The sequence below is a fragment of the Candidatus Blochmanniella chromaiodes str. 640 genome, from assembly GCF_000331065.1.
Taxonomy (GTDB): domain Bacteria; phylum Pseudomonadota; class Gammaproteobacteria; order Enterobacterales; family Enterobacteriaceae; genus Blochmanniella; species Blochmanniella pennsylvanica.
Genome location: NC_020075.1, coordinates 251,623 through 272,436, shown reverse-complemented (window position 1 = coordinate 272,436; position 20,814 = coordinate 251,623). Strand labels below are relative to the sequence as shown.

Annotated in this window: 22 protein-coding genes, 1 tRNA gene and 1 rRNA gene; 5 read left to right on the top strand and 19 right to left on the bottom strand. The window is 29.6% G+C overall.

Annotation, left to right across the window (positions count from 1 at the left end):
- Positions 1-99: 99 nt before the first annotated feature.
- The 5 genes from ribD to tgt all read right to left on the bottom strand — a co-directional run bounded on the left by ribD (position 100) and on the right by tgt (position 6,102).
- Entirely contained in the window at positions 100-1,239 is a 1,140-nt protein-coding gene (gene ribD, locus BCHRO640_RS01195) for a bifunctional diaminohydroxyphosphoribosylaminopyrimidine deaminase/5-amino-6-(5-phosphoribosylamino)uracil reductase RibD (protein ID WP_015344504.1), read from the bottom strand.
- Between the two features lie 465 nt (positions 1,240-1,704).
- Positions 1,705-2,622, bottom strand: coding sequence for a protein translocase subunit SecF (gene secF / locus BCHRO640_RS01190; protein WP_015344503.1), 918 nt, complete (start codon positions 2,620-2,622; stop codon positions 1,705-1,707).
- A 59-nt stretch (positions 2,623-2,681) separates the two neighbouring features.
- On the bottom strand, positions 2,682-4,541 hold the full coding sequence (gene secD / locus BCHRO640_RS01185) for a protein translocase subunit SecD (protein ID WP_015344502.1): 1,860 nt from the start codon (positions 4,539-4,541) through the stop codon (positions 2,682-2,684).
- Positions 4,542-4,575: 34 nt separating this feature from the next.
- A complete protein-coding gene (gene yajC, locus BCHRO640_RS01180) occupies positions 4,576-4,923 on the bottom strand; it encodes a preprotein translocase subunit YajC (RefSeq protein ID WP_011282775.1) in 348 nt (115 codons plus the stop codon).
- Between the two features lie 72 nt (positions 4,924-4,995).
- Positions 4,996-6,102, bottom strand: a complete 1,107-nt coding sequence (gene tgt / locus BCHRO640_RS01175; protein ID WP_015344501.1) for a tRNA guanosine(34) transglycosylase Tgt — start codon at positions 6,100-6,102, stop codon at positions 4,996-4,998.
- Positions 6,103-7,578: 1,476 nt separating this feature from the next.
- Between tgt and BCHRO640_RS01170 the strand changes: the two genes are divergently transcribed.
- A complete protein-coding gene (locus BCHRO640_RS01170) occupies positions 7,579-8,181 on the top strand; it encodes a peroxiredoxin C (RefSeq protein WP_011282773.1) in 603 nt (200 codons plus the stop codon).
- A gap of 120 nt (positions 8,182-8,301) precedes the next feature.
- Here the strand turns inward: BCHRO640_RS01170 and BCHRO640_RS01165 are convergent.
- From BCHRO640_RS01165 to dnaQ, 3 genes are all read right to left on the bottom strand, one after another.
- Positions 8,302-8,375, bottom strand: a tRNA-Thr gene (locus BCHRO640_RS01165).
- A 203-nt stretch (positions 8,376-8,578) separates the two neighbouring features.
- Entirely contained in the window at positions 8,579-9,166 is a 588-nt protein-coding gene (lpcA, locus tag BCHRO640_RS01160) for a D-sedoheptulose 7-phosphate isomerase (RefSeq protein ID WP_015344500.1), read from the bottom strand.
- A gap of 217 nt (positions 9,167-9,383) precedes the next feature.
- Positions 9,384-10,133 (bottom strand): DNA polymerase III subunit epsilon, encoded by a 750-nt coding sequence (gene dnaQ, locus BCHRO640_RS01155; RefSeq protein WP_015344499.1) that lies wholly within the window; start codon positions 10,131-10,133, stop codon positions 9,384-9,386.
- Between the two features lie 58 nt (positions 10,134-10,191).
- On the opposite strand from dnaQ, the gene rnhA reads away from it, so the two are divergent.
- Entirely contained in the window at positions 10,192-10,647 is a 456-nt protein-coding gene (rnhA, locus tag BCHRO640_RS01150) for a ribonuclease HI (RefSeq protein WP_011282770.1), read from the top strand.
- Positions 10,648-10,940: 293 nt separating this feature from the next.
- Positions 10,941-11,696, top strand: coding sequence for a hydroxyacylglutathione hydrolase (gene gloB, locus BCHRO640_RS01145; RefSeq protein ID WP_015344498.1), 756 nt, complete (start codon positions 10,941-10,943; stop codon positions 11,694-11,696).
- 364 nt (positions 11,697-12,060) lie between these two features.
- Here the strand turns inward: gloB and rrf are convergent.
- The 3 genes from rrf to tsaC all read right to left on the bottom strand — a co-directional run bounded on the left by rrf (position 12,061) and on the right by tsaC (position 13,819).
- Positions 12,061-12,176 (bottom strand): 5S ribosomal RNA (gene rrf, locus BCHRO640_RS01140).
- A 191-nt stretch (positions 12,177-12,367) separates the two neighbouring features.
- A complete protein-coding gene (gene aroE / locus BCHRO640_RS01135) occupies positions 12,368-13,249 on the bottom strand; it encodes a shikimate dehydrogenase (RefSeq protein WP_015344497.1) in 882 nt (293 codons plus the stop codon).
- Between the two features lie 27 nt (positions 13,250-13,276).
- Entirely contained in the window at positions 13,277-13,819 is a 543-nt protein-coding gene (gene tsaC / locus BCHRO640_RS01130) for an L-threonylcarbamoyladenylate synthase type 1 TsaC (RefSeq protein ID WP_015344496.1), read from the bottom strand.
- Positions 13,820-14,249: 430 nt separating this feature from the next.
- Between tsaC and def the strand changes: the two genes are divergently transcribed.
- The gene (def, locus tag BCHRO640_RS01125; RefSeq protein WP_015344495.1) at positions 14,250-14,771 is read left to right on the top strand and encodes a peptide deformylase; all 522 of its coding nucleotides are present in this window, start codon (positions 14,250-14,252) and stop codon (positions 14,769-14,771) included.
- An 8-nt stretch (positions 14,772-14,779) separates the two neighbouring features.
- Entirely contained in the window at positions 14,780-15,748 is a 969-nt protein-coding gene (gene fmt / locus BCHRO640_RS01120; protein ID WP_015344494.1) for a methionyl-tRNA formyltransferase, read from the top strand.
- Between the two features lie 60 nt (positions 15,749-15,808).
- On the opposite strand, the gene rplQ is transcribed toward fmt, so the two are convergent.
- Genes rplQ through rplO form a run of 8 tightly spaced genes read right to left on the bottom strand, consistent with a single transcriptional unit; the run spans position 15,809 to position 20,688 of the window.
- Positions 15,809-16,186, bottom strand: coding sequence for a 50S ribosomal protein L17 (gene rplQ, locus BCHRO640_RS01115; RefSeq protein WP_015344493.1), 378 nt, complete (start codon positions 16,184-16,186; stop codon positions 15,809-15,811).
- Positions 16,187-16,226: 40 nt separating this feature from the next.
- Entirely contained in the window at positions 16,227-17,219 is a 993-nt protein-coding gene (locus BCHRO640_RS01110; protein ID WP_015344492.1) for a DNA-directed RNA polymerase subunit alpha, read from the bottom strand.
- Between the two features lie 34 nt (positions 17,220-17,253).
- Complete coding sequence (gene rpsD / locus BCHRO640_RS01105; protein WP_015344491.1) at positions 17,254-17,877, bottom strand: 30S ribosomal protein S4; 624 nt, start codon at positions 17,875-17,877, stop codon at positions 17,254-17,256.
- A 37-nt stretch (positions 17,878-17,914) separates the two neighbouring features.
- Positions 17,915-18,304: a 30S ribosomal protein S11 gene (rpsK, locus tag BCHRO640_RS01100; RefSeq protein WP_015344490.1), complete on the bottom strand. Its 390-nt coding sequence runs from the start codon at positions 18,302-18,304 to the stop codon at positions 17,915-17,917.
- 34 nt (positions 18,305-18,338) lie between these two features.
- Complete coding sequence (gene rpsM, locus BCHRO640_RS01095) at positions 18,339-18,704, bottom strand: 30S ribosomal protein S13 (protein ID WP_011282760.1); 366 nt, start codon at positions 18,702-18,704, stop codon at positions 18,339-18,341.
- 48 nt (positions 18,705-18,752) lie between these two features.
- Positions 18,753-18,869 carry a 50S ribosomal protein L36 gene (gene rpmJ / locus BCHRO640_RS01090; RefSeq protein WP_011282759.1) on the bottom strand — a complete coding sequence of 39 codons (117 nt, stop codon included), beginning with the start codon at positions 18,867-18,869 and terminating at the stop codon, positions 18,753-18,755.
- Positions 18,870-18,905: 36 nt separating this feature from the next.
- Positions 18,906-20,240, bottom strand: a complete 1,335-nt coding sequence (secY, locus tag BCHRO640_RS01085; protein ID WP_171805068.1) for a preprotein translocase subunit SecY — start codon at positions 20,238-20,240, stop codon at positions 18,906-18,908.
- A gap of 13 nt (positions 20,241-20,253) precedes the next feature.
- Positions 20,254-20,688, bottom strand: a complete 435-nt coding sequence (rplO, locus tag BCHRO640_RS01080; RefSeq protein ID WP_011282757.1) for a 50S ribosomal protein L15 — start codon at positions 20,686-20,688, stop codon at positions 20,254-20,256.
- Between the last annotated feature and the right edge of the window lie 126 nt (positions 20,689-20,814).

Below are 20,814 nucleotides of genomic sequence, written 5' to 3'. Positions count from 1 at the left end.
AATCCTTATTATTCAGGTTACTGACATCATTACTTGTTCTTATTTATAAATAAACATGTTATAGCATAGCATAAATTAATATAACTAATAAAAAATATATTACATACCCTTTGGAATTAACCTTAAACGAAGGTCTGGTCCTATATTTTTTACGTCAAGTAATTTAAAAGATTTAATGTCATTCAGACATTTGATATTTGGTAATAAACATAAAGGCCGCGCGTCAGATCCTAAAAATTTTATAGCTTGATACAAAATAAGTTCGTCTACCAATCCAATATCTAATAACACTCCTGAAAAAGTAGCGCCTGCTTCTACCCAAATATTATTAATTTCACGATATCCAAGATGTTGCATTAATTCTGTTAAGTTTATTCGATGATGGCCATGACAATTAATTGATGATAATAATAGTTGTTCTACTGATGAGGGCCAATTTCGATGGTCTTTTTTTAAACGCACGAGTAGAATTTTTCCCTCATATCGTATAATACGATGCGTTGGAAGTACTCTATTTGTGCTATCAATAATGACTCTTAGTGGTTGCCTAATTTGATTGTTGGCATAAATACGTTTCATTTCGTCTGAAAAGCATTCCCAACGTACATTTAATTTTGGATCATCTGCTAAAACAGTGCCAGCAGTAGAAAGAATGACATCACTTTCTGCACGGAAACATTGTACATCTTGGCGCGCCTGAATAGATGTAATCCATTTACTTTCTCCAGAAGACATAGCAGTCCTACCATCTAGAGATGCAGCTAATTTTAATTTAACCCATGGAAATCCGGTACGTATACGTTTGAGAAATCCTCGATTTATTGATTCAGCTTCAGGTAACATCAGACTATGCTGTACTTCAATACCTGCTTGTTGCAGCAAATGTAAACCACGTCCTCTTGCGTAAAAATGAGGATCTAACATAGCTACAACAACGCGTTTAATGCCTGCATTAATTAATGCAGTAGTGCAAGGAGGAGTACGTCCGTAATGACTACATGGTTCCAGAGTGATATAAGCAGTTGCTCCTTGTGCTAAATTTCCAGCAATACGTAACGCATGTATTTCAGCATGCGCGTCTCCTGCTCGTATGTGATATCCCTCTCCTATAATTTTATTGTTGCGAACGATAACACATCCTACATTAGGATTAGGCATCGTAGTAAATCGTCCTTTCCATGCCAATTGAAGTGCTCGTGTTAAAAATCTTTTGTCATGTAGTATAATATTGTCTGTCATAGTATCATGAGATCGTGAAACTAAATATATTTTTATAATGATCAATTTTATTAATAAAAAATAATTTAAATCCGATATTACGAGAGTGCTATTGTTTTGGGTCTCTCGACCATGTCATGATATTAATAAATTATTCAGTAAATGTTGAAGTTATAATCAGACATGAGATACGAGTATCACAGCTAATATTTTATTACATAATAATGTATTAGATTTCATTTGTTTATATATTAATTGTAGTAATGTTTATTGATAATTAAATACGTATGCGTTAATGTATAACGCATACGTAATGTTGTTATAAATTTAATTTTGTTTAAAATATAAATCATACATCATATATAAACTGTATTCCAAAACACTTATGTTTAACAGTAATATCAATCAGTGTTGATATAGTAGCAAAAATACTATTATATTTTTGATGTTTGTTAAGCAAAAATATACAATTAGTAGTGAAAAATTTTATTTTTTGTTAATTTTTATAAAATGATTACGTGCAGTACCAAATTTAAATGCTAACGCAGAAGCTATATATATAGATGATACTGTGCCAATAATAGTTCCAAGTAATAAAGTAACCGCAAATCCGTGTAATATATCCCCCCCCCAAATTAGTAGTATCAGTAGTACCATAATAGTTGTAACTGAAGTTATAATAGTTCTACTTAATACTTGACTCAATGAGATATTAAATATATCTATAGATTTTGATACAGGTGTATAATAGAAATTTTCTCTAATTCTATCAAAAATGACAATTTTATCATTAATAGAATAACCAATTGCTGACATTAGGGCAGCAATAATGGTGGAATCTATTTTAATAGCAAATAAAGATAATATACCTAAAATAACTACCATATCATATATTAAAGATATGACTACTCCAGTTGCTAATCTCCATTCAAAACGAAAAGTTATATATACTAAGATACATATTAATGCGACTAATAAAGCTATTATTCCTGTATTTATCAGTTGACTATGGACGCTGGGACCAATCCAATTTACTTGTTTAACGAAAAAATTTTGAACAATACCTTGTCGCAAGGTATATAGTACTTTGCTTATAGTATGTTGATTAATCTTATTTTCATTAGGATCCAATGGCAATCGTATCATAATATCTTTCTGAGAACCAAAATGTTGCACGATAGGATTTTTGAATCCTGATTGAACTAAAATATTTTGAATATTAATGAGATTTACATCTTTTTCTGAACTAATTTCAACCAACATACCTCCAGTGAAATCTATCCCCCAGTTAAAACCGCGCGTTATCATAGTACAGCATGAAATAAAGAATAAAAATATCGATAAAAAAAATATTAAACGTTTCCATGCAAGAAAATCATAAATTTTATAATAACTTTCACTCATTTTAAAAAATTCAATTAAAATATATAAAATTGGTATATATGATTTAAAAACGTAAAAAGTTAAATGGATAGTTTATTAATACGTCTTTTCCCGTAGACTAAATTAACAACAGCACGAGTACCAAAAATAGATGTAAACATTGATGTGCCTACTCCAATAATAGTAGTAATAGCGAATCCTTTAATTGGTCCTGTACCGATTAAATATAGTATAATAGAAGTAATAATAGTTGTAATGTTTGCGTCTACAATACTAGTAAGCGCTTTACGATATCCCGCGTATATAGCGTATTGCACTGGTTTACCTTGTTTTATTTCTTCTTTAATTCTTTCGTTAATTAATACATTTGCGTCTACAGCTACGGATAAAGTCAATACTATGCCTACTATACTTGGCATAGTTAACACTATTCCTGGGACTATAGACATCGTACTTATCATGAGTATTAAATTAGCAATTAAAGCAACACTAGCGATTAATCCAAAGTAATGATACCATAAAATCATAAAACATATAGAAGTTAATAATCCTAAAGCACATGCAATAAATCCCCGCACAATGTTTTGTTTACCAAGTGTAGGACCAATCATGCGTTCTTCTTCAATATGAATAGGTGCTGCTAAATTTCCCATACGTAATAATAACGAAAGATGACGTGCTTCATTTAAATTGTTGATTCCGGAAATACGGAAATTATCACTTAATTGAGATTGAATAGTAGCAATATTAATAACTTTTTCATGTTTAATTAAAATAGCATGTCCTTTAGAATCTTTTTTTCCGCTATCTTTGTATTCTACGAATAAAGTAGCTATTGCTTTGCCAATATTATTTTTAGTAAAATTAGAAATTGAGATACTACCTGTTTTATCTAAAGAAATATTCACTTGAGGTCGATTATACTCATCTAAACCAACATTAGAATTAATGATGTTGTCTCCAGATAACACTATTTGTTTATATAACGGCACTAAATAACCATTATCGCTCAATTTTATCTCAGAATCTTCTGGAATTAAATTATTATTTATTTTAGATTCACTTATTGTTGAATTAACCAGTCGAAACTCCAGGCTTGCCGTGGTACCAAGCATCTCTCTAATTTTTTCAATATCTTGAAAACCGGGTAATTCTATAATAATACGATCACTTCCATGACGTTGTACTAATGGCTCAGTAATACCTAACTGGTGGATACGATGATGTAAAATAGTACAATTTTGATGTATTGCGTGCTCACGAATTGCATTTTTTTTTCTTTCAGAAAAAATCACATGTAATTTGTTGGTTCCTATTGCATACAATATTCGCTCATTATCTATTTTAGATAGAGGTAAAATTGCTTTATTTCTATAATTAGAATTTTTGAAATTAATTTCAATATCATTATTTTTAATTTTGTATATTTGTAAATAGGGAATGTTTTCTTCAAATAAGATAACTCTTAAAGAATTAATATATTGTTCTTGGAATTTATCTAGTACAGTTTTCGTATTTGCATGTATTACAAAATATATTCCGCCGCATAAATCTAATCCTAATTTTATAGGCTTAGCTTTTATTGCAGATAACCAATGTGGTATGTTTCGAGTATTACAAAGTAATATCTGATATTTTTTTGAAAAAATAGTTGATAGTTTTCGGTAAGCTTGAAGTTGATCCTGTTCCTGAAAAAATTGTATTCGAATTTTATTTGCTTGCGATACAATAGATTTATTAATTATTTTTTCGTATGCAAGTATCTTTTTTATTTGACATAATAAAATATCATCCATCTCTTGATAATTTCGTTCTAGAGCACATTGAGCAATATATATTGTAGGATAATCCCTATATAAACTCGGTAATGTGTAGATTATACCAGTAACAAATACTAAGATAACCGCAAGATACTTCCATAACGGATAATTATTTAACACAAAATCTTATCTCAATCTATATTGAAATTATAAATTATAATGCTTTCATAGTGCCTTTAGGCAAAATAGCAGTAATACAATCACGCTTAATCAATATTTCATTGCCATTAGTGTCATTTTTGTCATTGAGAATAACAAAGATATAGCCTGTTTCCGTAACTTTGACCACACGCCCGACTAATCCGCCATTAGTTAGGATTTCATCTCCTTTAGAGATGGAGCTTAATAATTCTTTATGAATTTTATTACGTTTTTGTTGTGGCCTAAAGATCATAAAATAAAAAATTCCAGCAAATACTGTTAACATGATCACTAAGGAATACGGATTACCCTGAGAATTAGCATTGACACTTGCCCAAGCAGCATTAGTAAATATGTTCATGTATATTTCCTGTTTTATGAATAATTTGAATCATTGGGTCTAATTAAAAAAATACTGAATATAAATTCAACATTAAATACGATTAACACGCTTATAAAAAATATCGATAAAGTTTTGCAATGATTTTGTTTTTATAGCTTGACGTAATTCCTTCATTAAACGCTGATAATATCTTAAATTATGAATGGTATTTAAACGCACACCAAGAATTTCTTTGCAACAATCTAAATGATGCAAATAAGAACGACTGTAATGTTGACAAGTATAACAATCGCAGTCTCCATCTAACGGAGAAGTGTCCTTTTTGTATTGCGCATTACGAATTTTAATTGTTCCATCAGAAACAAATAAATATCCATTACGAGCGTTACGCGTTGGTATAACGCAATCAAACATATCAATACCTTTCTGTACAGCCTCCAGCAAATCCTCTGGCTTCCCAGCACCCATTAAATAGCGTGGTTTATTTGTAGGAATTAATTTGCATATATGAGATAAAATACGATACATTTCTTTTTTCGGCTCACCTACTGATAAACCTCCTATTGCGTATCCATCAAAACCAATATTTATTAATTCTTTTGCTGACATATCCCTTAAATTTTCATACATACCTCCTTGAATAATAGCAAATAACATATTTGAATTATGTAATGTATCGAAACGTAAACGGCTGCGTTCAGCCCAATTTAAAGATATGTTTACTGATTTTTTTACATAATCCCAAGTGTTGGGATAAGATATGCATTCATCAAATATCATAACTATATCGGATTGCAAATCATGCTGAATTTCTATGGATTTTTCTGGAGTTAAAAACACAAGATGACCGTCAATAGGGCTTTTAAAGCATACTCCTTTTCTTGTGATTGTACGAGTTTTACTTAGACTAAATACTTGGAATCCTCCAGAATCTGTAATTATAGGGCCATTCCAACTCATGAATTTATGTAAGCTGCCGTGTAGTTTTATAATGTCTAAACCAGGACGTAACCATAAATGAAAAGTATTACTTAAAATGATTTGTGTTCCACTGGCTTCAACTTCCTTTGAAGTTAATGTTTTTATGGATCCATAGGTCCCTACTGGCATAAAGGCAGGTGTATCTACTATTCCTTGGTTACAAATAAGTCTACCAAGACGTGCGTGGCCATCTGTTTGTAATAGTTGAAATGGCATAAATGTTATCCTAATTAAAGAAATGTTTATTAATTAATATATAAATATAGTAAGTACTAATTATAAACTATATTTATTATAATAATCTGTATTTATATATATTATGCACAATAAAAGTAATATATTCATAACTTAAAAAGTTATATGTATATGCCATAATTTATAATCCTTAATAAATATAATAACAATTTTTTTATATTTTTTCTGACTTAATTAATATTGATTTTAAAAAGTATAAATTAAATAATAATATCGTTTAAGATCTATCAAATAAAATTGATAGAATAAAAGATTTGTTGCATATATGAAAAATATTCAATAGTTTATGGGATTATTATCATCAGTTATTTAATAACTATTTTTTGAATTTCAATATAGATTTTTATTCAGATAAGTTGTATTAATTAAAATTAATTGATTTCATACGTAAAATTGCTAAAATTGTTACTATATTATAGTATATAATTTTGTTAATAAAGTATTTTCAAGGAAATGTTATATCTACTATTAAAAATAATTTATTATATATGAGTGTAATATTAATTATTTGATATATTATTTGGATCGATTTTTATTTACGAATGAAAATATGATGACAAATTTTACAATTAATATTGTCTAATATTATTCACACGATTATTTAATCATTATCGACTACATTTTTATATCATTCTGTGTATCTTTATTATTTACCGATTATTAAATGAAATATTAATTTTATTAAGTCAAAGACTACACATGATTGTTTATTTAATAGCTAGAATACGTAGATGTTGATCATGAAAATATCAATTGACATAATTGAATTTGTATGTTGTTAATCACTATTATTATTGATGATATCAAGTATCATAAATTTCCTGAATTTAATTTTTTTAAGAAGATATTAAATGATCTAATTGAATTGATTAAGTTATTTTTCAATTAAGTGGTCGTGATTGACTCTAAATCTTTCAATTTAGATACAAGGATTTGGTTTTTATTCAAAAAATAAATAAAAAATCTTCAGGTTTTTATAATTTTTTTATATACTGACTTTTAATTGAAAAATACTACTATATTTTCAATATAGAGTAATTATTGTGGTTCTCTGTATTTATTATCGCGAAATATTAAATTTTTATTAATAGTTTTATCTTGAAAATAAGGATTTAAGATAAATTATACAGTAATAATCGATTATTATTGTTAATAATAAACAATAAATTTTATTGCCGAATCATGTTATTGTAGATATAGTATCTACATGAAATAATACTAAATCATCAGATTAGTAATTCATAAAAAAGAATGAGATTTTATAAAAAATATTTAAACAGATAAGGAATTTTTTATTTTAAAAATTTTTTATATAGTATTGTTTGTATAAAGATAGTTTAAACAGTAGAATAAATATTGATTGTCAGCATCAATATTTATATATTTAATGTCGTAAAAATATTGAATGTATTACAACAAAAATTATAAGGAATCAATATGGTATTAGTTAGTCATTGTGCTCCAGATTTTACTTCTTCCGCAGTATTAGGAAACGGTGAAATTGTAGATAATTTTAATTTATTAAATTATATTAATAAAAAAGAAGCAATAGTGTTTTTTTGGCCCATGGATTTCACTTTTGTGTGTCCATCGGAATTGATTGCTTGCGACAAACGTTATGTTGAGTTTCAGAAACGAAATGTGGAGGTTATTGGGGTTTCTATAGATTCAGTTTTCGTGCACAATGCTTGGAGACAAATCCCTGTAAGTCAGGGAGGGATTGGATTGTTAAAGTATGCTATGGTTTCTGATATAAAACGTGAAATTATTAAAAAATATGGTATTGAACACTCGAATAAAGGCGTAGCTTTACGCGCTTCTTTCTTAATTGACAAATCGGGAGTAATACGTCATCAAGTAGTTAATGATTTACCTTTTGGTAGAAATTTTGATGAAATGATTCGCATGGTAGATGCCTTGAAGTTTCATGAGGTTCATGGTTTGCTTTGTCCCGCTCAATGGAACAAAAATAAAAAGGGATTAGAAGCATCACAGAAAGGGGTAGTTGATTATCTTTCTGAAAATTTCTCTCAATTGTAAGTAAATATCCTTGCATTATAAATTAGTAAAGCAATAGGCTCAGTGTTGCTTGAAAAATACAGACGTTTGATCATAAATCAAAATTATTTAAATCAGTAAAATATTGATATTACATCATTATGCCGATAATAGGATTTGAACCTATATCCTTCGCATTACGAATGCGCTGCTCTGCCTTTCTGAGCTATATCGGCATTTGCTTACCAAAAAAGTTTAACGCATAATATAATAGAATATCTTCTACTTTTTATACCGACAAAAAATCCAGCCCTCTAGAACACATACAGACCTAAGTGTATCAAGTTTGTACAAAAAAACAAGTAAATACATGTTTTGTTTCTATTTGTAGAATATCCTTCTGCATGGGTTACGCATTGGAATCAATTTTCATCATTTCTCACGAAATGGACACCATTTCTTTTTCTATAAGCAAGATAAGTAAATGGATTATTTTAATATGAATTTCTTGAATATAATCAAGATAACTTGCATATGGCGCACAAATTTCTATATCTATATAGTTAGATACTTTGTTTTCTTTTTTTTCTCCGGTCAAGAAAATTATTTTCATACCTTGTTTGTACGCTGCTTCTATAGCATATAGAATATTGGTTGATTCTCCGGAAGTAGAGATAGCAAATAGTACGTCTTTCTCATTTCCAATAGATTCAACATAACGGGAGAAAACATATTTGTACCCAAAATCATTACTAACACACGATAAATATGAAGGATCAGAAATAGCTATTGCTGCATAACCTGCACGATTGCTTCTATAACGTCCGGTCAGTTCTTCTGAAAAGTGCATAGCATTACAGTGCGAACCACCATTTCCACAGGATAATATTTTTCCTCCTTTTTTAAAAGCATTAGCAATAAGTTTTGCAGATGATTCTATTGTTTGAATGTTATGTTTTTCACCAGAAAATATCTGCATCATTTTTATAGTTTCATTAAATTCGTTATAAATTATATCATGATACATGATTACTCCTTCAAAAAAATAATATGTTATGATATTATGTATTGTGTCTAACTAACAAATTAAAGACATTAAATTTTAAATAAACATTCATAATATATTTATTTCAGTTTAAAACTTATCTGCAATATAGAGTATATTTATACTGCTTAGAAACGTATCTACTGTTTTATTTTATTATGAAAAACAATCTGAAAATTATTATTTTGTTACATCATTATTATTGTCGCCATATACAAGATTTATTTAACTGCTGTATGCTATCTAAATATTCTTCGTGAGCTAATTTTTCTTGTTCGTTAGCATAAATGATTTTTAATGATCTTTTATTTATACATTTTGTATTATTTAGTCTTATTATATTATTGATTTTATTATTTGATATATTTGTATTCATTATTTCCATAAATTTCATTTTTATTTGACCTCCACTCATAGATAAAAATACATTAGCTAGAAGTCGCGCATCAAGTAATGCGCTATGTAAATTTCGGCGATTACCATTATTAATAAAATAACGTTCGCATAATGCATCTAAACTGTTACGTTGTCCTGGAAATTTTTTTCGAGCTAATTTTAAGCTATCAATTACAGTGCAGTAAGATTCTATTTTTTTTGAGTTTGCCTTGCAAATTCGTAATTCTTGATTAAGAAATCCTAGATCAAAAGAAGCATTATGAATAATTAATTCACTCCCTCGAATGAATGTTAAAAATTCATTTATTATTTCTGAAAAAGTTGGTTTATTTTTCAAAAATTGATCGCTAATTCCATGTACCTGAATGGCCTCAATGTCAATCATACGATTTGGTTTCAAATAAACATGGAATGTGTTATCAGTTAGATGACGGTTTATTATCTCTACTGCACCTATTTCAATAACCCTATGTCCTTCATAATGTGGCCCAAACTTATTCATGCCAGTGGTTTCAGTATCTAAAACGATTTGTCGTATAATATTAGTGCTCATAGCTTTTCATTTGTGTCACACTAGTTATTTAAATTGAAATGATAATATATCCTATAATATGTATAAAAAAATAGAAATTTTTACGGATGGATCATGTCTTGGTAATCCAGGTCCAGGTGGTTGTGCTGCGATATTACGGTATAAACAACATAAGAAAGAATTTAGTATTGGGTACCGATTAACTACTAATAATCGTATGGAATTAATGGCGGCTATTATCGCATTAGAATCGCTTAAAAATCCCTGTCAAATCATTTTAAATACTGACAGCCAATATTTATTACACGGCATTACTCAATGGATTCATATATGGAAAAAACATCACTGGAAAACCTCTGAAGAAAAATTAGTAAAAAATATTGATTTATGGCAACGTCTAGATGTAGCGATACAAATTCATAGCATTATACATTGGAATTGGTTAAAAAGCCATACTGGACATCCAGATAATGAACGATGCGATCAATTAGCTCGATTAGCTGCGAAATGCCCTATAAATGAAGATTTTTATTAATGATTATTATTTGGAATCAGTATTATTACATAATTAATCATATAATAATTATAGAAATATAATTTTCATATATAAGGCTCTTACGTATCGAAATTCTTATGAACTAAACTTATATATCTTCTGATTTAACGACGACACAACACTGTTTACTCGTAATTTACGAAATGTCTGTTGTATTTATTTTTATATTTAAAACAATTAATCTAAGTACTAAAAATAATATTTTTACCCATTGAATATTTCTGAAAAAATTTTAAAATACTTATTTTAAATTTGTATCACTACGATCCATGATGAATATCATTAGAGTCCCTGTATTAAGCACTAATTATATTTGGTGTTTGTATAATTATAAAAATGAATGCATAATTATTGATCCCGGAGAAGCAACAAAGGTACTAGATATTTTAAAAAAATTCCAATTTAGATTACGAGCAATTTTATTGACTCATAATCATATTGATCATGTCAATGGAGTAGCCCCTTTAATTCAATATTTTCCAAAAACGATTGTTTATGGTCCTACGGAAACTAAAAATAATGGCTCTCATTTTTTGGTATCAGAAGGAGATGATTTTGTATTATTACAAAAAAAATTTAAAGTTCTCAATTTACCTGGGCATACACCGGGGCATATTGGGTTTTATAGCGCACCCTGGTTATTTTGCGGAGATACTGTATTTTCAGCAGGTTGTGGTAAAATTTGTATAGGATTTGCTCAATATATGTATGAATCCTTTTTAAAAATTAGATACCTCCCTCGTAATACCTTAATTTTCAGCGGACATGAATATACTCTATCTAATGTTAACTTCGCTATCTCTATTTTACCTCAAGATCAATCCATTATCAACTATCGCAATAAGATTATTAAATTATATAAAAAAAAACAACCCACTGTGCCAACAACGCTAAATTTAGAACTAAAGGTTAATCCTTTCTTTCGTTGTGGTCACTCAAATATAAAAAAATCATTAAATTTACCCTGTGACCTTAAAGAAGAGTGGCAAGTTTTTTCTGAATTACGTAAGAAAAAAGATTCATTTTAGTCTTTATTATATAGTATAATTACTGAATTTAAGTCATTGTCTCTTATTATAATTTTTTATTTTAAAAATTAATTATTACATTCCTAATTAAAACTTTTTTAAATTTCAATCTTACACGCACGTTAGTTCTCATTGTGGTGATAATTGCTTTTCAATACTATTGAAACAACAGATAATAGAATATTTAAAAAATTCAAGTTACAATATTATATTGATGTTTAGTTATATTTTTATTTTCTACAAAAAGAGAAAAACTCGCTAATTATTATTACTTTTCTATCAAAAAAACATAAAAAATAAATTCATCTGTATTGTTTTTAATTGTTTTATAGCTTCGATGATTAGATTCCCATTGAATTTAAATACTTGGCAGCCCCCTACTCTCGCATGAGGACACCCCACACTACCATTGGTACTACGACATTTCACTTCTGAGTTCGAAATGGAATCAGGTGGTACTATCGCGCTAATGCCACCAAGTATTATTTTTCATAATCAAGAAAATATCAATAAATCAAATCAATATTTCATATTATATATGATTTTTTTAAAAATCAAAATAAATTCTAAAAATTATAGACTTCAACTGCACCATATACTTTTTAATAATAGCAAATATTTTATGAAAGAATTATACCCTATATTTATTTCGTTATCAAATCAATACAATTTTACATATAAAATGCAGATCTTAAACGATTTATCACAGGATTAATAGTAGGAAATGTATTATGCCATAATAAAAATGAATGAGCCGCTTGTCCTACTAACATACCTAATCCGTCTGCACAATAATTTGCCCCATTTTTTTTACACCATGTTATGAACAACGTGTCTTGTTTTGTATAAAATAAATCATAACATTTAGTGTCAGAAGTAATAAGAAAATATGGTATTTTTGGAATAGTATTATGTATATTGCTGGTTGTAGCATTAATAATTAAACTATATTTATTGGTGTCATAACGTAATTTATATAAAGGTAAGCATGATATATTTTTATATCCTATTTCCTGATAATAAGATGTCAGTTCCTGTGCCCTAGAAAACGTTCTATTTACTATATTTATGTGACATGTTGTTATAGTCGTTAATAATATAGGAAGAATTCCTTTTGCAGCGCCCCCCGCACCAATTAACAGAATGTTCGTTACCATAGTAGGTATAGGAGGTGCGTCGTTAGAAATGATTTGATTATTATTATCTAACCAATTAAGCCGTTTTAAATCGCCAATAAATCCTATACCATCTGTATTATCTCCCAGCAAAGTACCATTTTTTAATTTTTTTATCGTATTAACTGAACGAGCTTTTTCAGCTCGTTCAGTTAATTGATTACACAAAAAATATGCATTTTCTTTAAATGGAGAAGTAATATTTGCTCCTAATCCACCTAACTTAAAAAAATTATGTAATAAATAATTGAAATTATCTTGTACTGCCAATTTAAGGTTATATTCTTTTGATATTCCAAATTCATGTGCAAATAATGCATAAATATCTGCTGATTTGCTATGTCTAATCGGATTACCAAAAACAGCAAAAGAATTCATCTATTTATCTCCTTGAATAATAAAAAATTATTCGCGAATTAGTTTACCAGTCATAACATCTCTAATTTTTGAAGGATTGGGTCTCCCAAGTATATCTTCATACATGATAGGTATCTTATACCCGAGTTGATCATGTACTTCTTCAATAGTACGCGCAGGAATCTGTCCAGATAAATTCGCACTAGTGGATACCAAGGGTTTTCCAAAAGCCAAGCAAAGACGTTGAATTGGTTCAAAATGACTGACTCGTACTGCTATGGAAGAAAATTGACCCGTTAACCAATATGATCTATTAGCTTGTGCCGGAAATACCCATGTCATCGGTCCAGGCCAAGTAGAAAAAACTCGTGATCGTTGGGTTTCATTTAAGCAACTATCATCAATATACTTAAGTAATTGTGTATAATTGGCAGCAACTAAAATTAAACCTTTTTTCCAAGATCTATTTTTTATTTTTAGTAAAGTAGATATTGCGTTTTTATTATCAGGATCACACCCTAAACCAAACACTGATTCTGTTGGATAAATAATTACTTTCCCTTGACTTAGCTGTATAAGTAAATCTTTCATATTTGGTGAAGAAAATATCCTTATTGTAGATTATTAATTCCAATTAATTATTTATTAAAAAAACATATAATATTCTTTTATTTAAATCGATATTTAAAAATAATAAACTTTCAAGTATTAATTGGGTAACTTTAAAATTTATATGTAATATCTATAACAATTTAAGATTCTTATATATCAATGATTTTTTGATTAACAAAATATTTTTTAGTTATATATTTTATATAGCATTTTGTGGTGCAGCGCACGCAGTTTCTGTATGCATTTAGTACGCGTCAAATATTTATTCAATTACTTAATTAAATAATAAATTTTTATCTCCGTATATTATCATTATGAATATAAAATATCTATATCATATCTTGATTATATTCATAAGTCACTAGATAATATATGGAATTAAAAATTTAATGTAATAATTTTTTATTTTATGTCGATATTAGAAATACTGTATTATCCAGATAAACGTCTTAGAACAATCGCTGATCCTGTTGTTGCAGTATCTGATGATACCAATCAAATTATAAATGATATGTTTGATACTATGTATTTTAAAAAAGGTATTGGTTTAGCTGCAACACAAGTTAATATTCACCAACAAATTATTGTTATTGATCTTTATAAAAAGAATAAACAACGTTTAGTTTTTATTAATCCTTCTATTACAAAAAAAACAGGTGTTATTAGTATTCCTGAAAGTTGTTTATCTATTCCTCAAATATACGAAATTGTTCCACGTTCAGAAAAAATAACCATTCAATCATTAGATCAATACGGCAATAAATTTGAAATGGAAGCTAATAATTTATTAGCAATTTGCATTCAACACGAAGTAGATCATTTGTTTGGAAAACTTTTTATTGATCATTTATCTCCATTAAAAATTAAAAAAATTCATAAGAAAATAAAAAAATTATCTAAAACATTTAAAAAGAATCAATTTCCTCTTTGATATATATTATGGTACACTCAAAACCATTGCGTATTGCTTTTTTTGGAACTACAAGTTTTGCGGCGTGGCATTTACATGCACTGGCTCACTTATCTACGCATCAGATAATAGCAGTGTTTACTCAAGAGATACAGATATCTACATGTAAATCCTTTTTATCTTTACATAAAATAGCGAAAAAATATAATATATCATTATTCCAGTCTCGTACTTTATCTATTTCTGATATTATTTATATTGTTAAAAAAATTAACGTGGATTTGATAGTAGTTGTATCTTATGGATTAATTTTACCGCAAGAAATATTAAATATACCACGACTAGGCTGTATTAATGTACATGGTTCATTATTGCCTCGTTGGCGCGGACCAGCGCCCATTCAACGTGCACTAGAATATGGTGACTCCATTACAGGAATAACCATTATTCAAATGGATTTAGGAATAGATACTGGAGATATTTTGCATATTATGCCTTGCAAAATTTTTCCGAAAGACACTAGTTGTACTCTTTCTAATAGATTAGTGAATATTGGATCTGCCATGTTATCCCAAGTACTGGATCAGTTCATATTGGGTACATCTACTTTGATGCCTCAAGACTCAACTTATGCTACATATGCGCATAAATTAAATAAACAAGAAGCACGTATCAATTGGAATTTATCAGCAATTCAATTGGAACGATGTATCCGAGCTTTTAATCCATGGCCAATTAGTTTTTTTCAAATAAAAAATGACCGCATTAGAGTATGGGATGCCGAAGTAAGCGATCAAAACATCAATAACCACTCGTCGTCGACATCTATATTACCTGGTACCATATTAGCAGCTCATCCAAACGGTATTTATGTTAGCACTGGTTCTGGAATATTAATACTTACTATGTTACAAATTTCAGGAAAAAAAATAACATCTGTGCGCGATCTTCTCAATGCATACAAAGAATGGTTCAAACCTAACTCTGTGTTAGAATAGCAAGATAGAGATATGTTTGTATTTATTACTAAACTTAATTATATATCTCTATATTATTTTTTATATTTTTTGTTTTATTTTAGATCGTTCCACTAGTTCTATATATGCCATTGGAGCGTTATCTCCCTTACGTAATCCACATTTTAGTATACGAGTATATCCTCCAGGTCTATTATAAAAATATGGACTAATTTGTGTAAACAATTTTTTAACAACATCATTATTTCTAGTTTTAGAAAAAATTAGACGACGATTTGCAATCGTATCCACTTTGCTACGTGTAATCAACGGTTCAATAATACGACGCAATGCCTTAGCTTTAGATAAAGTAGTTTTTATTATTTTATGCATTACCAATGAAATAACCATGTTTTTAAACATAGCTTTACGATGTGCGCTAGTTCTGTTTAGTTTAGAACCGCTTTTTCGATGACGCATAATAAATTATCCTTTGTTTTAAATATTAAATTATCTATGATTAATTATCTAAAATATTCGTAGGAGGCCAATTTTCTAAACGTGTTCCTAAAGATAATCCGCGAGATGCTAATACATCTTTTATCTCTGTCAAAGATTTTTTTCCTAAATTAGGAGTTTTTAATAATTCTATTTCTGTTCGTTGTACTAAATCTCCAATATAGTGAATAGATTCTGCTTTTAGACAATTAGCAGAACGTACAGTCAGTTCTAAGTCATCAACAAGACGTAATAAGATTGGATCAAATTCTGGTTTTTCTTCTTTATGTTCTGGTTGATGTATATCCCTTAAATCAATAAATGCTTCAAGTTGTTCAGATAAAATTGTTGCTGCACGCCTAATCGCTTCTTCAGGTTCTATAGTTCCATTCGTTTCCATATCAATAATTAGTTTATCTAAATCTGTACGTTGCTCAACGCGAGCAGCTTCTACATTATAAGAAATCCTTTCTACCGGGCTATAACATGCATCCAATAATAACCGGCCAATTGGTAAGATATCTGATTCAGAATGAAACCTAGAAGAAGCTGGAACGTAACCTCGTCCGCGCTGCACTTTAATGCTCATACTAATAGATGTATTCTCATCAGTTATATGACATATAATATGATTAGGAGTAACAATTTTTACGCTATTACTATCATACAAAATATCATTTGCGATTACAGGACCAATACCGGATTTTTTTAAAGTTAAAGTAACGCTATCTTTTCCTTCAATTCTAATAGCTAATTTCTTTAAATTGAGTAAAATTTCTAGAACATCTTCTTGTATACCTTCTTTTGTACTATATTCATGTAATACCCCATCAATTTCAACCTCTGTTATAGCATATCCAGGCATTGAAGAAAGTAAGATACGACGTAGAGCGTTTCCTAAAGTATGGCCAAACCCTCGTTCTAACGGCTCTAGAGTAACTTTAGCACGTGTTTCAGTAATTTGTTCAATATCTACTAAACGTGGTTTTAAAAATTCTATTACAGAATTCTGCATGTTTCCTCTCTTTTTACTATTTCACAAATTTTACTTATTTTGAATATAATTCAATAATCAAATGTTCATCAATATTTGCGGATAATTCACTACGCTCTGGATAACGTTTAAATAGACCTTGTAGTCTAATGGGATCTACTTCAATCCATGCTAATTTTTCTCTTTGCTGCTCAGAAAGCTCTAAAGAAGCACGAATCCTAGATTGCTTATGTGATTTTGTATGTATTTTAATAACAGTATTGGGAACAACTTGATATGAAGCTATATTAACAATACGGTTTTCAACCATAATGGATTTATGACTTACTAACTGACGGGCCTCAGCACGTGTTGCTCCAAATCCCATACGATACACAGTATTATCTAATCTGCTTTCTAATAATTTTAATAAATTTTCACCAGTGTTACCTTTAATACGTGCGGCTCTCTTATAATAATTAGAGAACTGACGCTCTAAGATACCATATATACGTCTAACTTTTTGTTTTTCTCTTAACTGTATTCCGTAATCTGAAAAACGAGATTTACGCATATTATGTTGTCCTGGAGGTTGATCAATTTTACATTTAGAATCAATAGCACGAATTCCAGATTTTAAAAAAAGATCTGTACCCTCACGACGACTTAATTTAAGTTTAGGTCCTAAATATTTAGCCATATTTTTTATTCCTTGAAAATAAACTAATAAATCTTCTTTAGACACGGCGTTTTTTAGAAGGACGGCAACCATTATGAGGAATTGGGGTGACATCAGTAATACTGGTAATATGAAATCCTGCTGCATTTAACGCTCGTACCGCCGATTCACGTCCTGGTCCTGGCCCTTTAACCATAACTTCTAAATTTTTTACCCCATATTCTTGAACTATTTCAGCGCAACGCTCTGCTGCTATTTGCGCGGCAAACGGTGTAGATTTTCGAGATCCTCTAAATCCAGAGCCTCCAGCTGTAGCCCATCCTAAAGTATTACCTTGCTTATCACTAATGGTGATAATAGTGTTATTAAAAGATGCATGTATATGAGCTACACCGTCTAAAATTTGTTTTTTGAGCCGCTTGCGCGCTCGAAGATTGGATGATTTCATCATTTTATATTTGTGCTTTTTTATTTATTAATACTTATTTAAATTGTTTGTTCATTGATTTACGAGGACCTTTACAAGTTCTAGCATTTGTTCTAGTCCTTTGCCCCCGTACTGGTAAATTACGACGATGACGTAATCCTCGGTAAGTACCAAGATCAATTAAACGTTTGATATTTAGAGTTACTTCTCGGCGTAAATCCCCTTCTACGATATATTCATCAACCGCATCACGTAATTTATCTATATGAATTTCAGACAATTTACAAAGTTGTACATGCTCATCTATACCTGTATTCAAACAAATTGAACGAGCACGGGACTTTCCAATGCCATAAATAGACATTAAAGCAACAACGGCATGTTTTCTGTCAGGAACATTAACGCCTGCTATACGTACCACTATTTTTCACTCCTAAAAGTTAATTAATTATCCTATACTGAACAACCATTATCCTTGTCGTTGCTTATGCTTTGGATCCGCACGACAAACTACACGAATAACGTTATGTCTCTTCACAATTTCACAATAACGACATAATTTTTTCACTGACGTACGTACTTTCATAATGTTTCCTATAATCATATGTATATGATTTTTTAATCAATGATTAAAATGTTTCAGGTTTGCTTTTTTAAGCACAGATTCATATTGACTAGACATCATTAAAGTTTGTATTTGCGCCATAAAATCCATAATTACTACAACTACAATAAGTAAAGATGTTCCTCCAAAATAGAAAGGAACTTTCATAGCAATTCTCATAAACTCTGGTACTAAACAAATAAATGTAACGTACATTGCACCAATGAAAGTCAAACGAATCATAATTTTATTAATATATTTTGCAGTTTGTTCTCCCGGTCTAATTCCAGGAACAAATGCTCCCGATTTTTTTAAATTTTCAGCTGTTTCGCGAGGATTAAAAATTAAAGATGTGTAAAAAAAACAAAAAAACATAATAGCTGCCGCATAAAGTAAAATATATAATGGCTGACCTGGTTGTAGATATAAAGAAATAATAGTTAACCATTGCCAATTAGTACTACTGCCGAACCAAGAAATTACAGTACCCGGAAACAAGATGACACTAGAAGCAAAAATAGCAGGAATGACACCAGCCATATTTACTTTCAGTGGTAAATGTGTGCTCTGAGCAGCATAAATACGACGACCTTGCTGACGTTGAGCATAATGTACTAAAATGCGACGTTGTCCCCGCTCCATAAATACAACAAAAAAAGTAACACTCAATACCAAGAAAATAATTAAAATTAATATAAAAAAATGTAACTCATCTTGTCTCACTTGTTCTATGGTATGGCCTATAGCCAGTGGTAACCCGGCAATTATCCCTGAAAAAATAATAATTGAAATACCATTTCCTATGCCTCTACTAGTGATTTGATCGCCTAACCACATTAAAAAAACGGTACCACAAACAAGACTGATAATTGCTATGCAATAAAAGGAAAATCCTGGATTAATCACTAACCCCGATACATTAGGTAAACTAGTGACAACGCCTACTGATTGTAGTATTCCAAGTATTAAAGTTCCATAACGAATATACTGGTTAATTATTCTCCTGCCACTTTCTCCTTCTTTTTTAATTTCTATTAAAGCAGGGTGTACCGCAGTTAATAGCTGAACAATAATTGAAGCTGAAATATATGGCATAATTCCTAAACTAAAAATAGAAGCACGACTTAAAGATCCTCCAGAAAACATATTAAACATTTCGATAATAGTACCGTGTTGTTGTTCAATAATTTGTGCCAAAACAATCAAATCTACTCCTGGAATTGGAATAAATGATCCCATACGAAAAATGATTAAAGCGCCAATCACAAACATAATTCTACGTTTCAAGTCACCTAATCCTCCTTTGATACTTTGAAAAGTAGATCTAGATCGTTGTTTATTAGTAATTGTCATCATTTTAATTCAATTACTCCTCTATTTGACCGCCTATAGATTGAATTGCAGCACGTGCTCCTTTACTAACACGTAATTTACGTATCGTGATAGGACGTTTAATTTCTCCAGACATTATAATCTTAACAAACTTAATTTTACGACTAATAATATTATAGGTTTTTAAAACATTTAAATCTATTACTTTGTCTGAAACACGAGATAAATCAGATAACCTAATTTCCTGGGTAACCATAGCCTTTCGAGATATAAATCCAAACTTTGGTAATCTACGATATAAAGGAGTCTGTCCTCCCTCAAATCCAAGACGCACCTTACCTCCAGAACGAGATTTTTGTCCTTTATGTCCACGTCCTCCTGTTTTACCCAATCCAGATCCTATGCCTCGACCCACTCGTTTACTTAAATGTTTAGATCCTCTGGACGGAGAAATGGTATTAAGATACATGATTTACTACTCCACTTTGACCGTGTAATTAATTTAAGTTAATCATACCACGGATGGCGGTACATCAATGATTTCAACAACATTTTTAATAAAATAACGACGCAATCCCTTCTCAACTCACCATAT